At 62.4% G+C, this 14,935-nt stretch carries 9 protein-coding genes; 4 read left to right on the top strand and 5 right to left on the bottom strand.

Annotated elements, in window-relative coordinates:
* Positions 1 to 7 precede the first annotated feature (7 nt).
* A complete protein-coding gene (ptsN, locus tag EV671_RS13190; RefSeq protein ID WP_132572076.1) occupies positions 8 to 478 on the bottom strand; it encodes a PTS IIA-like nitrogen regulatory protein PtsN in 471 nt (156 codons plus the stop codon).
* A gap of 255 nt (positions 479 to 733) precedes the next feature.
* Positions 734 to 1,075, bottom strand: coding sequence for a ribosome hibernation-promoting factor, HPF/YfiA family (hpf, locus tag EV671_RS13185; protein ID WP_056200061.1), 342 nt, complete (start codon positions 1,073 to 1,075; stop codon positions 734 to 736).
* A 415-nt stretch (positions 1,076 to 1,490) separates the two neighbouring features.
* On the opposite strand from hpf, the gene corA reads away from it, so the two are divergent.
* Both corA and EV671_RS13175 read left to right on the top strand, forming a co-directional pair.
* A complete protein-coding gene (corA, locus tag EV671_RS13180; protein WP_132572073.1) occupies positions 1,491 to 2,480 on the top strand; it encodes a magnesium/cobalt transporter CorA in 990 nt (329 codons plus the stop codon).
* 542 nt (positions 2,481 to 3,022) lie between these two features.
* Positions 3,023 to 3,892: a ferritin family protein gene (locus tag EV671_RS13175; RefSeq protein ID WP_132572070.1), complete on the top strand. Its 870-nt coding sequence runs from the start codon at positions 3,023 to 3,025 to the stop codon at positions 3,890 to 3,892.
* 69 nt (positions 3,893 to 3,961) lie between these two features.
* On the opposite strand, the gene EV671_RS13170 is transcribed toward EV671_RS13175, so the two are convergent.
* The 3 genes from EV671_RS13170 to EV671_RS13160 are packed head-to-tail and all read right to left on the bottom strand — an operon-like array spanning position 3,962 to position 6,067.
* On the bottom strand, positions 3,962 to 4,828 hold the full coding sequence (locus EV671_RS13170) for a hypothetical protein (protein WP_132572067.1): 867 nt from the start codon (positions 4,826 to 4,828) through the stop codon (positions 3,962 to 3,964).
* A gap of 16 nt (positions 4,829 to 4,844) precedes the next feature.
* Positions 4,845 to 5,714 (bottom strand): ABC transporter ATP-binding protein, encoded by an 870-nt coding sequence (locus tag EV671_RS13165; protein ID WP_165917559.1) that lies wholly within the window; start codon positions 5,712 to 5,714, stop codon positions 4,845 to 4,847.
* Positions 5,714 to 6,067 (bottom strand): GntR family transcriptional regulator, encoded by a 354-nt coding sequence (locus EV671_RS13160; protein WP_132572061.1) that lies wholly within the window; start codon positions 6,065 to 6,067, stop codon positions 5,714 to 5,716. Before EV671_RS13160 ends, EV671_RS13165 begins: the two co-directional genes overlap by 1 nt.
* Positions 6,068 to 9,125: 3,058 nt before the next feature.
* On the opposite strand from EV671_RS13160, the gene EV671_RS13155 reads away from it, so the two are divergent.
* Both EV671_RS13155 and EV671_RS13150 read left to right on the top strand, forming a co-directional pair.
* The gene (locus tag EV671_RS13155; RefSeq protein ID WP_132572058.1) at positions 9,126 to 11,330 is read left to right on the top strand and encodes an NACHT domain-containing protein; all 2,205 of its coding nucleotides are present in this window, start codon (positions 9,126 to 9,128) and stop codon (positions 11,328 to 11,330) included.
* Positions 11,331 to 11,340: 10 nt separating this feature from the next.
* Entirely contained in the window at positions 11,341 to 14,862 is a 3,522-nt protein-coding gene (locus EV671_RS13150; protein WP_132572055.1) for a DEAD/DEAH box helicase, read from the top strand.
* The last annotated feature ends 73 nt before the right edge of the window (positions 14,863 to 14,935 follow it).

Raw genomic sequence — 14,935 nt, 5'->3', positions numbered from 1 at the left:
CGCCGCATCAGGCGACCGACTTCAGCGGTTCCCAGGCCGCGATCAGCTTGTGCAGCGTCGCGGCGTCCGGCTCGGTCTTCAGCTGCTCGCGCAGTTCGCGGTCGGACAGCATCTCGGCGATCTCGGACAGGATTTCGAGGTGGCGCTGCGTGGCCGCCTCGGGCACGAGCAGGAAGATCAGCAGGCCGACGGGCTCGTCGTCCGGCGCGTCGAAGGCGATGGGCTGCTGCAGCCGCAGCACGGCCGCGAGCGGGTTCTTCAGCCCCTTGACGCGGCCATGCGGGATCGCGACGCCATGGCCGAGGCCGGTCGAGCCCAGGCGCTCACGTGCAAACAGGTTGTCGGTGACCAGCGCCCTGGCCATCTGGTGGTGATTCTCGAACAGCAGGCCGGCGTGTTCAAAGGCGCGTTTCTTGCTGGACGCATCCACATTCACCAACACGTTGTCGGCGGGCAGGATGGCGGCGAGACGGTTCATGGGCGGTGGCCGGGCATCGGGGGCGCCTGTCGGGCGCGGCCGGAACCGGGCTGGTGGGTCAATCTGAGCCGCAGATTATGGAACCCCGGGCGGTTTTGGGGTGGGCGGCAGACCCTAGGGACGTGGAAAACGCCGCTGCCGGCCCCCGATTCCGGTTTTTTGCGGCACTGCAGCAACAACCGATTGCCATCGATTGCGCATCGCAAAAGCAAAAGCGGCCCGCAGGCCGCCGTGATGCATGAGCCGGGGCTCGATTCAGCGCGCCGGCACTTCCAGGCGCTTGGCCGAGGCGTGGTGGTGATCCTGCACCTTGTCCTTGTGGCGGCAGACCTGGCGGTCCAGCTTGTCCATCAGCTGATCAATGGCGGCGTAGAGATCCTCGTGGGATTGCTCGACGAAGATGTCTCGGCCCTTCACGTGCAGCGTCACTTCGGCTCGCTGCCGGCGTTCCTTCTCCTTTTGCTTCTCCACGGTCAGCAGGACGTTGATGTCAACGACCTGGTCGAAGTGGCGGGTCACACGGTCCAGCTTGGTAAGCACGTACTCACGCAGAGCGGGCGTGACTTCGAGATGATGGCCACTGATCGTCAGATTCATAAAGCCTCCTTTCAGAGGAATGGGTCGGGAAAAACGGAACCGGAAAACTGAAAGAACTGAGAAAAGGGGGAGGAGGAGGGAGGGGGTCTTTCGGGTAGCGGAGGTGGGTGGGAGTGGGGAATCGACGAGCCCAGTTTGCGCGCGAAGCGGCCGCATGACAAGGGGATGACGGTGAGCTTTTGTCGCAGGTCAGGACTCGTTTTCGCGGCTTCTTTCACGCGCTGGCGCGATGCAATAATCCTCGGCTATCGCCCATCGTGGAGAGCTTCTTGGACAGCGGTCACCCTCGGTGAGCGTCCGCTCCCGCCACGTGCGCTGAGCCACGCGCCCCGCCCGGAGTGAGCCGGTCGATCTGCCCCGCCACCCCGGACGGCGCCCACCGTCGTCCCCCTGCCAGCGCCGCTGGAGACGATGCATGCTGAACGTGTTCACGCTGGACAACGGCCGCCTCAAGGGCGGGTTGTTCCAGGAGGAAATCGAGACCGCCGAGGACCTGGCCCAGTCGCGCCCGGTCTGGGTCGACCTGGAGAACCCGAGCGCCGAGGAGAAGGGCTGGATACGCGACCGCTTCGGCATCGTCATCCCCGATGACATCGTCGACGAGGACCTGGAGGAGTCGGCGCGCTTCTACGAGGAGGACAACGGCGAGCTGCACATCCGCTCCGACTTCCTCATCGAGGGCGACGACGGCCCCGCGGCCAGGCCGGCACGCAATGTGCGCGTGGCCTTCATCCTGCGCGACAACGTGCTGTTCTCGGTCCATGGCGAGGACCTGCCGGTGTTCCGGCTGCTGCGCCTGCGCGCGCGGCGCATCCCGGCGCTGATCGAGGATGCCAAGGACGTGCTGCTCAAGCTCTACGACGCCGACGCCGAATACTCGGCCGACGTGCTGGAGGGCATCTACGACAAGCTGGAGGCCGTCAGCACCCGCGTGCTGAAGAACCATGTGACCGACGCCGAGGCCGGCGAAGTGCTGGGCTCGATAGCCCGCGAGGAGGACCTGAACGGCCGCATCCGCCGCAATGTGATGGACACGCGCCGCGCGGTCAGCTTCATGATGCGCAGCCGCATGCTGAGCGCCGAGCAATTCGAGGAGTCGCGCCAGATCCTGCGCGACATCGATTCGCTCGACTCGCACACGGCCTTCCTGTTCGACAAGATCAATTTCCTGATGGATGCCACGGTCGGCTTCATCAACATCAACCAGAACAAGATCATCAAGATCTTCTCGGTGGCCAGCGTCGCCCTGCTGCCGCCGACGCTGATCGCGTCCATCTACGGCATGAACTTCAGACACATGCCGGAACTGGACCACCCCTGGGGCTATCCGTTCGCGCTTGCGCTGATGATCGCCTCCGTCGCCGCCCCCTTCATCTACTTCCGCCGCAAGGGCTGGTTGAAATAGACCACCCCTACGCGCTTCGCGCGCCCCTCCAGGGGCACTGCCAGTGGCCCGGCGAAGCCGGTTCGACGGCAGTCGCTGCGCAAGGCACTCCAGATCGAAAAAGGCCCGTGTCGATGACACGGGCCTGGGCGTAAAAGCGGCCGCGGAACGCCTCGGAACCAACGAGGGAGGGAGGGAGGAGGAGGAGAAGGGCTCCGAGATTGCTGCTCTGCGCTCAGAGAGGTTGGGCGGCCTGAATTCGGTGGATGGGAACTCCTCGCGAACCTCGATACGGGTTATCACTGCATGTGTAGCTGGAGAGTGGGGCCGAGGCAGGAAGTTCCAAGGCACTGTCCCGCTTTCCAGCGACGATTGTTGTCGGCATGGCCGGCGCTCGGCGTGGCGCGCCAGATGTCGACCGTCAACCAAGAACAGTACCGCTAACTCAAAAAACCATCGGAATTCAGCGGCGACCGGCACCTCCATGCCGCCCGGCTCCTGTGTGGCCCCGAGCAGCCGGACGGCGCAAACTTTAGAATCCCGCCTCTAAACGAGGATTCCCCATGCTTTACCCCGAACTGTTCAAGCAACTCGAAGCCGTGCGCTGGAACATGGACAGCGACATCCCCTGGGACAAGTTCGACCCGGCCAGGCTCTCCGACGAGCAGGCCCAGACCATCAAGATGAACGCCATCACCGAGTGGTCGGCCCTGCCCGCCACCGAGATGTTCCTGCGCGACAACCGCGAGGACAGCGACTTCTCGGCCTTCATGTCCGTCTGGTTCTTCGAGGAACAGAAGCACAGCCTCGTGCTGATGGAATACCTGCGGCGCTTCCGCCCCGACCTCGTGCCGACCGAGGCCGAGCTTCACGAGGTGCGCTTCGACTTCGACCCGGCGCCGGCGCTGGAGACGCTGATGCTGCACTTCTGCGGCGAGATCCGCCTGAACCACTGGTACCGCCGCGCCGCCGAATGGCACACCGAGCCGGTCATCAAGGCCATCTACGAGACCCTGTCGCGCGACGAGGCTCGCCACGGCGGCGCCTACCTGCGCTACATGAAGCGCGCGATGGCCAAGTTCGGCGACGAGGCGCGCGCCGCCTTCGCCAAGGTGGGCGTGCTGATGGCCAGCGCCCGCCGCACGGCCCAGGCCCTGCACCCGACCAACCTGCACGTCAACACCAAGCTCTTCCCGCGCGACACCATCCAGAGCCGCCTGCCCGACCCCGAGTGGCTGGAGCGCTGGCTGGACAAGCAGATCCAGTTCGACAGCGTCTGGGAAAGCAAGGTCGTCGAGCGCATCCTGCACAACATGAGCCTGCTGATGGACCGCAGCTTCGCCACCGTGCAGGAGCTCAACCGCTTCCGCAAGGAGATGGCCGCCCGCATCGTGCCGCCCTCGGGCGACGGCCTGGCCGGCGCGCCGGCCTGACGGCCGCCAACGACCGGATGCAAGAAAGGGGCCTCGTCGGCCCCCATGTCGCTTCGGCCTGCCGCAGGCTCAGCCGCCACGCGCGCGCTTCGCCACCACCAGCGCAAAGCCCGCCGCTGCCACCGCCATCCAGCCGACGAAGGACAGCGACATCAGTTCCGCCGCCGAGCGGCCCAGGTCCTGAAGCATGTAGCCGCCGATGTCCAGGCCGGACCGCAGCGCGCTAACCAGGCCGTGGCCGTCATACAGCAACGAGTGATTGATGTGCTCGTTCAGGTCGAGCAGTGCCACCAGCGGCCAATCGATGCCATAGACCTTGTGCATCACCGCCACCGCCACGCCGCCGCCCACCAGCGCCACCGGCACGCCCAGGCGCTTGAGCCAGGCCGAAGCCGCCATCAGCACGAAGATCAGCGGCAGCAGCCACAGCGTCAGCAGCACCGTGCCGACCAGCCCACGCAGCAGCAGCGGGAGTGCGGCCACCACCACCTCGCCCCAGTGCAGGGCCATCGTGTCGGCCCAGCCGAACATGCGGCCCAGCATCAACAACGCGATCGGCAGACCAAAGGCCGCGCCGACGACGGCGCCCCCCACCGGAGCGAGCCAGGCGTGCGCCAGCACCGTCGAAGCCACGCTCTCGCTGGGTCGCCCGGGCAGCGACAGCCAGAACTCGATGGAGCGGTCCTGCGCATCGCGCCGCGCCAGGCCGGGCAGCTGGAACAGCGCAACGAGCAAGGCAATGCCGTAGATCGCGCAGCTGCAGATGACCAGGATCGCCAGCGCGATCAACTCGAGCGTGCCATCGGGCCGGCCATCCATGTGGCTGAAGGGCAGCACGGCCAGGAAAAGAAGAGGTGGCGCAAACGCGGCGATCAGCCAGCCGCGCTTGTGCTGCATCCATTCGCGCAGCAGCAGGGTCGGGATGTGGTTGTTCATGGCTTGTTCCTCCAGGTCAGGCTTGCTTGCCGTTGAGCGCCGGGTTGCGGGTCAGCGCCATGAAGAGGTCGACGAGGCTGGGCCGCACGCGCTGGCCCAGGCTGGCGACATGCTCGGGCGGCGCGCCGTCGAACAGTGCCGTCGTGCGGCCCTGCTCGCGGTAGCGCAGCAGCGGGTGGGCGGCGGCCATCGCGTCCGCGGCGGCCGGGTCATGGTTGAGCGCGACGAAGCGGCGGTCGATGTCCTCCAGGCTGATCGACAGCGCCACGCGCCCCTCGTCCAGCATGACGACATCGCTCAGCAGCGCCTCGACCTCCTCGACCTGGTGCGTCGAGATCAGCACGCTGCGCTCGCCGTCGCACCACTCGTCGATCAGCATCTCGTAGAAGCTCTTGCGCGAGACCACGTCCAGGCCCAGCGTCGGCTCGTCCAGGATCATCAGCTTCGCGTCGATGGCCGCGATCAGCGCCAGATGGGTCTGCGCCACCATGCCCTTGGACAGGCTCTTGACCTTGTCGCCCTCGCCGACGCTGGTGCGCCTGAGCAGCGCCCGGGCGCGCTCGGCCGAGAACTTGGGCTGCAGCCGGCTCATCAGCGTGATCAGCTCATGCACCCGGGCCCAGCGCGGCAGCACGGCCACGTCGGGGATGTAGCTGAGCTGCTCCAGCAACTGCTGGCGGTCCCGCGTGGGCTGCAGGCCCAGCACCGTCAGCTCGCCCTGCACCGGCAGCAGGCCCACGAGGGCCTTCATCAGCGAGGTCTTGCCCGCGCCGTTGTGGCCCAGCAGGCCGACGACACGGCCCTTGGGCACGGCCACCGAGACATCGTTCAGCGCCGTCTTCTTGCCATAGCGCAGCGTCAGGTTCTTGGCTTCGATGAGATTCATCATGTCGACTCCCAGTTCAGATCCTTGGCGCTCAGGCCCAACCGCTTGAGCCGGGCGCGCAGCGCCGGCCAGTCCTTCTGCAGGAACTGCTCGCGCTCGTGGCGCAGCAGCCGCTCGCGGGCGCCGGCCATGACGAACATCCCCAGGCCGCGGCGCGACTCGATCAGGCCGTGCTCGCTCAGCTCCTGCAGAGCCCGCGTCACGGTCAGCGGGTTGATGACGTACTGGCTGGCCAGCTGGCGCACCGAGGGCAGGGCCTCGCCTTCCGGGGGGCTGCCGTCGAGCAGCTGCACGGCCAGGCGGTCGGCCAGCTGCTGGTAGATCGGCGCCTGGTCTGTCCAGGTGGGAGTCATGAGCGCTCCGAGGTGTGTTGCTGATGTAGCACACCATATCTCCAGGCCGGGCTGGGACCTAGCGGGGCGCGACGGACTGCAGATTCGGGGGGACGGGCTGTTTGTCTGTGTCGGTTTGCGCTGAGTTCTGAACTCTTTGCGCTCAACTCTGAACTCGCTGTCGGTTTGCGCTCAACCTGGAACTCGCTGCTCGCTGATCCGGCCCAGCACGCCATGCACAAGCTTCACTCGACCCTATGGAGACTCCACGCCTATTCGCGGATGAGCCAGAGGCGGTAGCCAGTCGTGAGGCGCGGCCGCCTGAGCAGGCAGATATCAGGGTAGGACCGCTGTTCCGAGCCCCCTTTAAGCGGCGTACCATCGAGTAGGTTTCAGAACGTTACGGATCCTAGGCGCCGGCAAGAGCGTCTCTACGGGAGGGTTGACGCTGGTAGGAACGAAATTGGGATCTTCGACGCCCGTCGAGATCGAGGCGGCGCTAGTCCGGTACTACCTTCATTCGGATGGCCCCGGAGGTGCTGGCCCGTTGTCCTACTTGGATGCGACGGACCATGCGCTTCAGGATGCCTTCGGAGCGCCCGATGCCGAGACTGCGATGGCGTTGCTAGTCGGAGGTTGTGAAGGGCCGCACCAAGTTTCAGCTGCCCTAGAGGTCGGTTGGCTGCGTAGCTGGCCTGATCGCGGAGCCCCAGGATTCCTGCGTTTCTTGGTTCTAAGCTGCGCGGTCGTTGCGTCTGCCTATGACGACCCAGACAGCCAGGACTTCGGGCACAACCTGAGGCGCCTGCTGAAATCGGAAAGAGCATTCGGCAGTCGATCAGGAATTCCGCACATGTGGAATGCACTGGTGAGATGGTGTGGCCTGCGCCATTCGGAAGGGCACCCCATCCGCGAAGTCTCTTTACCGCAGCCTGGACCAGGTAAGCATATCGGCCTGAGTAACGCTATCGCGTTTCCAAACTGGCGTGCCATCAAGGCGCTGAGAACAGACTTTGACTCCAGCCCGCGACTCCTTCGAGCGTCAAAGGGGCCGAAAGAGACCGCACTAGATATCTGCCCTTTGATCATCGATGAGCGAGGCTATCGGCCAGAAATGGTCATGGCTGCAAGATCTTTCCGGCAACTCTATGACTGCGGTACCTCGCTGCTGGAACTTCATAGATTCTGGCCGGTGGTCTGTCGTGCCGCTCGGCATAGTCAACCGCGCAAGAAGGCGGAACTCGTCCTTGCCCGCATCGAGCTGGTGTCAGGAGCACTCGTCTCAGATGTCCGTCTGTATGTCGCCATGGTGGATCGGGATGGCACCGAAGTCCAAGCGACCTGTCCACCCTTTACCGAGAGTGTGGACGAGACAGCTCGTCGCTTGCATGCATGGGGCGGCGAGCCTGCGCTGCGATTGCGTCGCATGTTCGATGCCGGTGCCGTTCCTTTCCTGCCTGAACGCTTCGGAGTTTGGACCGCGTCTTCGATCCCGCCTTGTGATGGCCAACTGCATAGGTACCTGATTCACGCCCGCCATTTGTCAAGCATCCCGGCGGCGATCCGGCCTTCGCTGGCTGCTGTGGGTGGCGCCTGGTACCACCTAGGCCCGGTGGCGGCAAAAGACGCTCTATTGATACACGGCGCACTAAATATTGAGGCGCCATCAGCCGTTGTTGTACGTCCGCTCCAGATTGAGTTCGGCGTACGCACGAGGGCAGGATGGCTGGGTCGGCCTTCTGTGCTGCCGTCAGTTCGACGAAGGGGGAGTGGGGCCGTAACTTTGCGCCCCGCCAGCGAGCATGCCAGGGCGTTGGTGACGGCTAAAGAGAGTTTGGGCGGGATGCACCGCCTTGTCGCGGAGAGTCCGGTTGACGGGCTGTATCGAATCCGTCTACAGGAGTCGCTAACTGGAGGTGAGGCGCTTGCTGTGGAGCTTCCGGTTCGTTTCGTCGGCGATGCGCCGGCGCATGCCTCAATCCCGCCTACTCCCTCCGCCTGGTGTACCGATCCAGAGTGCGTGCAGGAGGCATGGATCGTCGCAGGACAGGTCAACTTGCGTGTTGACGATGAGGCCGCCGTACACCCTGAGCCGTTTGATGACCTTCTTGAGGTGATATACGCGCTCGGTCGTGCAGGCTGGTCCGAGCGAGAACTCGTGCAGACGGTTCGCGAGCTGTGTCCAGGGCCATCTCCTTGGGAGGTGCTTCGATCCCTCCATGAGGCAGGCTGGCTAGAGCGTGTCGTCCATGAAGGATGGCGCGCCGTGGGATGGCGCCTTGTTCCCCCTCGCATTGTCCGTATGTTGACTGACGGTGGTGATGTCGCGTTGCTTACCGGTTCCGCCAGCGCAGCAATACGGAGACGGTTCCAGCTGACAGCGTCGGCGATGGGCGGCCGAGTAGTTGCCCGAGCAGGGCTCGGGCCATTTTCCGTTGCGTCAATGTGCGCGACGAATGTGGATGTCACACAGCTCTCGACGAATCTGGGTTGGCCAGTCGGCGATGCACTCATCGCTTCACTGGTGAGCGCGCCTCGTTGCTGGCCGACGCGTAAGCTGACGACTGCAGGCTTCCACGTGCATCGTGAGTGGGACTGGCGTGCGGGTGGCTTCAGCCAAGCCAGTAGCAGTAGCGGTGTGCGTCTGCTTTGGTACCGCCGTCAGGAGGCGGATCGCCATGATGTCTATGCAGTGGAGGGAAGAGGACAAGCCTTTCTAACCTCATCGCGGACATCGGCCGTCGCCGAGGCTCATAGGCGCGCTGGAAAGCCACTATTCCAACCGATAGGCGACATCCTACTTTGCTGTGCCCTTGAGGGCCATTTGCCGCTGCATTTTGCACGCACGGCGTATATAGGCGCCCTTCGCGCACCGGGCCCGGTCATGCATAAAGGCGCCTGGCGCTATGCATATTCCTCCAGTGCTGTGCCCGGTTTAGTCGTGGCTCTCGGGAGGGCGTTTGTTGCCGTGTTGGATAGACCGGCCGAAGTCAGTGCAGGAATAACCGTGGCCGATTTCGGCCGAGCAAGACATCGCCTCGACGGCTGGTCACGGGCGTCCATCGCAATGAAATGACGTATGAGCAATATGGCAGGTGACAATGATGTGTGGCTGGGTCAGCTAGACAAAGCCAACAACCTCTACAGCCATTTCAAGCCGGTAGCGCGCTTCACCGGATCAAGCTGGGACTCCGTATCTGAGCCCGAGCGCCGAAAAGCGTTCAACAAAGGCGTGGTGTACGGCGAGAAAAACGCTGCGTCGCATCAGCGGGTTGGAACGTACTGGCTGTTCAGATGTCATGTCGAGAGCGGTTCGGATCGATGGGTCGCGAAGGACCCAGAGCGAGCTCTGCCGATGCTCAATCTCTCAAAAGGCTCTATGGCGCAAGCGCGACGTACCCTATGCGAGACGGGCGTGGTGTTGCCAGAAGGCAATGGCAATTCAGCGGTGGCGTTGCTGCCGGAGGGGTATTGCGCGCTCCTCAAGTTCGAACTTCGCCAAGGCAAGTGGTACGTCAAGCTGCCAACAGACGGGTCTGTTGAACTGCGTCCTGTTGACCAGAGCTGGCTGGGAATTGGCGTGGACGGTGGCCCACCGTTCTTGCCGGGAAAACTTGCTGAAGTCGTCACACGCGTTACCTGGGTCTCTGACGGAGACTTCTTGGCCTCCGTGGTTGACCGGTATCGAGGCGCGCTGTCCTCGTATCTGGCGATGATTCGTGGCACCGACGCGCCTCATCGCCGTCTACATCGAGCCTTGCACGAAGCGAATTTGACCGCCAGTTCCGCTGAGGAGTTGCAGCTGTTCGTCGAGCGACTGAGAGTCGAATGGAGCGATACAGCGCGCTCATTGGAAGCGCTAGGTTCGATGACTGCACTCCTCATAGACACAGATGAGGGGAAACGTTTGCTAGAGACTGCGATCGAGCACCGAACGCGCGAAGTGATCAGCTCGATGGAGTCCAAACTTAAGTCGGAAATCTCCATTCGGCTTGCCGGTCGAGAGAAGGAGTTGGTTGAGCTGAACGAAAAGCTTGGAGACGTATCCCGCGATTTGAAGCTCGGCACCGGTGCTCTTGAGGCGCTGCACCGAGATCGCGAGAAAGCTAACGCAGATATCAAGCAAGTGAAGGAGGACGTCGGAGCGGCGCAGACGCTTCTGGACGAAAGGCAGCGAGACCTCGACGAGGTTGAGGCGCGAATTGCCGATCTGCTTCGAGAGCGTGCCTTGATCGAAGAAGGCAACTCAGCAGCTGATTCAAAGCTTCAGGCGCTGCGCGCGAGCTTGGTCAATTTTTCTGACGGTGCGCGACGTGTGTTCGAAGTCGCAGGTGGGGCAGATCACGAAGCCGTCGGTGCGCTTGCGACAAGACTTCAGGCATTGCTGAACGGCGGAGAAAAATCTGTTCCGCCCTTCTTGCCAAATTCCTTGCCTCCATGGGCACTCGCGATCGACAACGCGGCTTGCGAGATAGTTGACGCTCGCCAAATTGGGAATCGGTTGATACATGAGGCGCAATGGGCGGGAGTGTCGAGCGAAGACATGCTGCTCTTGGACGCTTTTGCGCGTTCGGGCGAAATGGTCCTTTTGGCGGGGCCGATGGCCGACAGTTGCCTTCGTGCGTACTCGCGAGCTGTTGCTGGAGGAGTAATACGCGTGCATGCTGCCGATCCCTCCGTGATTGGGCTGGACGATCTTTGGCGAACGTCGCCCACCGGTCGCCCGACTGCCTTCGCTCTCGCATGGCACCGTGCACACCAGGTGCCCAGTGAAGTGGTGCTTCTTTGCATCCGGGACTTAGATGCAGCACCTTTCCGCCTGTGGTTGTCATCCCTCCAGGCAGTACTCGACAGCGCTCAGCGACCGAGAAATCTGCTTGTCATCGCCCTGCCGTCGGCCAGGACGGAGGACGCCCAGGAACTGCCGCCAGCTAGTGATCCAGCAAGGTATTTGGCGGCACTCGCTCCTCGACCTCTTGCTGATGCGGCAAGGTCCGATGACATCATGGGTTCTGCCGGGGCCGCGCCGACTCGTTGGCTGGTGTCAGATCCGCCGCCGCTCTCTCGACAAACCCTCCAACTCGTAGCCAAGCGAGGTCGAGATACCGCAGCTATTCGACGAGCACTGCGGGTAGCAGCCGTGGGCATCAACACCGCTGAAGTCATGGCGCGTGATGCCGCTGCCGGATGGGCAGATTTTCTTTCTGAAGCAGACCCCTCATCCCTGCATGAGGCTCTCAAGCTAGGTCTGCGCGCGGTTGCGAGTCTCAGGTCTACGCGATAGAGAGGAAACGATGCTTGATCCAATTGGCGGCTTCAATCGCATTCGAGAGTTCTGGCTGAGCTACCTCGACACAGCTTTTCGTATACGTGATGCCTCTCTAGCTTCGGCTAGGCAGGTGCTGCTGCGAGAGCCAGGTACGCTCGCGACGGACCTTTTTCTTGAGGTGGTGCCACGCTACAGGCAGAGCCAATACCTGCTTGAGGACGTCAGGAGCCTTTCTGAAGCTAGCAACCCGTTGCGCGGATTCTCATATGAGGCACGGCGAGCATTCGCTGAGTTAGCGCTCTCTGGCTTGTTTCCCGGGGAGGACACTGACGATCCTGAAATGCTGCGGCGTAGCAGGCGCGGCGTTCGCCCTTACACACATCAATGGAACATGCTGGAAAGGGGCGCGCATCCTGGCACTCCGGGCATCGTCACATCGGGGACCGGCTCAGGTAAGACCGAGTCATTCATGCTGCCCCTGCTCGCCGCGCTCTCCGCTGAGGCCATTCATTGGCCGAAGCCTCGCCGGCCATTGAGCCCCGAGCGCTGGTTCGACGACGGTTCGGATTTTCGCTTGCGTCGTGCTAACGAGCATCCTGACCGGCCAAGAGCAGTACGAGCGATCCTCTTGTATCCGATGAATGCGCTTGTCGAAGACCAGATGGCGCGTCTTCGTCGGACGTTCGATTCTCCAGAAGCTCATCGAGTGATGGACAGCCGATTCCATGGCAACCGCATCTTCTTCGGCCGCTACACGGGCGATACGCCCGTGACAGGGCACCTAGAGCATCCGCGTCTGTACGACGACGACGGCGAGAAGCGAAGCCTTGAACGTCGAAAGGAAAAGTTGGCCGCACGCATGGCCGATATGTGGAAGGGCCAGGCGCTTGCGCGTGACCATGATCAGCGAGCACAAGAGCGTGTCGAGCAGGCTAGACAGCGCGGTGAAGTTGTGGGTGATCATGACGAAACACGCTACATGTTTCCTGCGCTCGACGGCGGTGAGTTGGTGAGCCGATGGGATATGCAGTCCACGCCGCCAGACGTCCTTGTGACGAACATGTCGATGCTGGCGACCATGCTGGTTCGAGAGGTTGAGTCCCCAATCTGGGACGCTACGCGAGATTGGTTGGAGCGCGATGACGACGCCTACTTCTATCTAATTCTTGACGAATTGCACCTCATCCGTGGATCGGCTGGATCGGAGGTCGTAGGTCTCTTGCGATCGCTTGTAGCGCGGCTTGGGCTTCACCGTGATGGTATGCGCCACAAGCTGCGAGTGCTCGGTTCTAGTGCTTCACTGCCGATTGGTGAGGAAGCGGGAGCAGAGGACACAGCGACCTACCTACGCCAATTCTTTGCTTCGTTTGGCACGTCTAGCGGCAAAGGGGACGCTGGAAGCGCTGATAGATGGGCTGGCGCGGTTGTGCCGGGTGATCAAGAGATAGCCGTCGCGTCGGCACGCCTGCCGCTGGCTGCATCGCCGTTTGTCGCAGTGGTGCACAAATTTGCAGATGGGCCAGATCGGTTCGTCGCGTCTATAGATCGTCGGTCAAATGAGTTGGATGAAGCGATCCAAGCAGTTGCTGAGACTCTGGCAATTCAAACCAGTGGCAGAGATACGGCGGATATTGCGGTGGACGTCGTCGGTGAAGTGGCGGCGTTGCTGGCCTACGCCTGCCGGGACTCGGCTACTGGCCGGCCTCGGGCAACTGCTGCGGACGTTGTAGCTGAAAGCCTATTCGGGCATTCGCCCGACCGGCGGATTGCGCTTCAGGGACTGTGCATCCTTAGAGGGTTGTCTGATCGAATCGGCCTCAAGGCCATGTATGAAAAGGTCGCAGCGTCGACGCTTCCAAGCGTCCGTATCCATGCCTTCTTTAGAAGTACGGACGGACTGTTCGGCACAGTCCGTCGGGAGGATGGCAACTACCTCTATGAGTCGCCGACGGTTGAGCGAGGGATGACCCACGCCAAGGGCAAAGATGGGTTGTTGCGGCGCTTTGTCGAACTCGTGTATTGCGAAGCATGCGGTGAGCTATTCGTCGGAGGTCGGAGAAGCCCGGACGGTGCGGCGAGCTCAGAAATTCTGACAACTGCCCCCAACCTTGAGGAACTGCCTGAGCGAACTAGCGACACCCTTTATGAGGATATGGCGCATGTTGACTACGCAGTGTTCTGGCCATCTACGCGAGAGCCTAGGGCAGTAGGGAAACTAGAGCAGTGGAGACCGCGCGTGCTCGACACGCGGAACAGCGTTCTTCTAGCCTCCGGGGATGGGCCCTGGAGCGTACCGGGTCAGGTGTTTGCAGCGCCGCCTGGTCATGAGCGAAAAGCGGGGTCGGCTTTGCCGAAGTGCTGTCCGTCTTGCGGAACTGACTACGGGAAGCGCAAGCCAGGTATGGGCGTCGCCTCGCCGCTTAGAAGTTTCCGGATCGGCTTTGCCAAAGCTTCGCAGCTCCTGGCAACGGAACTGTTTTCTCTGCTCCACGTTACGGGCTCTGCTGCGAAATCCATTGTCTTCTCAGATAGCCGGCAGGACGCAGCTCGCGCCGCGCTCGACATAGAACGTCGGCATCACCAAGACATGAGACGGCAGCTCTTGGTGTCCGAAATTCGCAATGTGTCGCTGGCGCGCGGCGAGCAACTGGCACGCCTTGACGAGATGCAGGCGGAGGTGGATCGACTCTGGGCGAGTGGAAAGCGAAAGCAGGCAATGGACCTTCAGGACCGAGTTGACCAGCTGAAGGCGGCTGGAGACGGGTCAAGGGTTCCGTTGTCTGATCTGCTTGAGCCGCGCAGTCCACGAGATACAGAGCTGAAAGCTCTCATGCGTCGCCACGTTGAGCTCGGTGTTCATCCCATAGATCCTGCGGGCATCGATGTAGTTTGCGGAAAACCTTGGCACTCATGGATCGATGGCCGTGGTGGAACGCCTCGTTGGCGCTCGATTGATGTCAATGACACGGCGGGGGTCGCGCGCGCCGCGATGGCTGACGAGCAGCGACCGTTGACCTACGAGGTCTTGTTTTCTAAGACGTACTTCGCCCTGGAGGAAACCGGCGTTGGCTATCCGTCGCTTACAGCATCTCAAGAGCCCGACTCCGATCAGCTGGATGCCCTTCTTCGAGTCATTGGAGACAGCTATGCAGTGGAAGGGAACAGATATCGCGACCCTGCGCCGATATCAAGTCCGCGCGAATTCCCGGGAAGGGTGAAGCGGTTTGCCGAGGCAACCGGGGAAGACGTAGATCGTCGTTTGAGCGGTTGGCTAGATCGACTCGGACAGTTGGGCCACATGGACGGAATAGTGCGGCTGGATGGCCTGCATGTTCACCTCGTGGATGAGCACGCGCCTTGGTGGCGTTGCGACGCGTGCGGTCGCGTGCATCTGCACCGCGGCTTCGGGATTTGCACTCGATGCCATGAGCAGTTGCCTCAATCACCGAATGGAAAAACTGCCGCGCTGCGGAGAGGGAATTTTCTAGCGCGTCGATTGACTCGGATCGGGCAGAACGGGGATGCTGTTATGACCGTCGCTGTCTGAGGCTTGCCAGGGCTTGATGTCCCAGGAACGTTGGGGGCGTTCGTGAGAACGCTGCCGCGGTCATCGCGGGACG

The sequence above is a fragment of the Roseateles saccharophilus genome, assembly GCF_004342485.1.
Classification (GTDB): Bacteria; Pseudomonadota; Gammaproteobacteria; order Burkholderiales; family Burkholderiaceae_C; genus Pelomonas; species Pelomonas saccharophila.
Note: the sequence above shows the minus strand (reverse complement) of the source record. Positions and strands in the feature narration are given on the sequence as shown.

Excerpts from the sequence above, each read along its gene's own strand:
- ptsN (WP_132572076.1), bottom strand. The coding sequence starts at position 478 with ATGAACCGTCTCGCCGCCATCCTGCCCGCCGACAACGTGTTGGTGAAT.
- hpf (WP_056200061.1), bottom strand. The coding sequence starts at position 1,075 with ATGAATCTGACGATCAGTGGCCATCATCTCGAAGTCACGCCCGCTCTG.
- corA (WP_132572073.1), top strand. The coding sequence starts at position 1,491 with ATGCTGAACGTGTTCACGCTGGACAACGGCCGCCTCAAGGGCGGGTTG.
- EV671_RS13175 (WP_132572070.1), top strand. The coding sequence starts at position 3,023 with ATGCTTTACCCCGAACTGTTCAAGCAACTCGAAGCCGTGCGCTGGAAC.
- EV671_RS13170 (WP_132572067.1), bottom strand. The coding sequence starts at position 4,828 with ATGAACAACCACATCCCGACCCTGCTGCTGCGCGAATGGATGCAGCAC.
- EV671_RS13165 (WP_165917559.1), bottom strand. The coding sequence starts at position 5,714 with ATGAATCTCATCGAAGCCAAGAACCTGACGCTGCGCTATGGCAAGAAG.
- EV671_RS13160 (WP_132572061.1), bottom strand. The coding sequence starts at position 6,067 with ATGACTCCCACCTGGACAGACCAGGCGCCGATCTACCAGCAGCTGGCC.
- EV671_RS13155 (WP_132572058.1), top strand. The coding sequence starts at position 9,126 with ATGAGCAATATGGCAGGTGACAATGATGTGTGGCTGGGTCAGCTAGAC.
- EV671_RS13150 (WP_132572055.1), top strand. The coding sequence starts at position 11,341 with ATGCTTGATCCAATTGGCGGCTTCAATCGCATTCGAGAGTTCTGGCTG.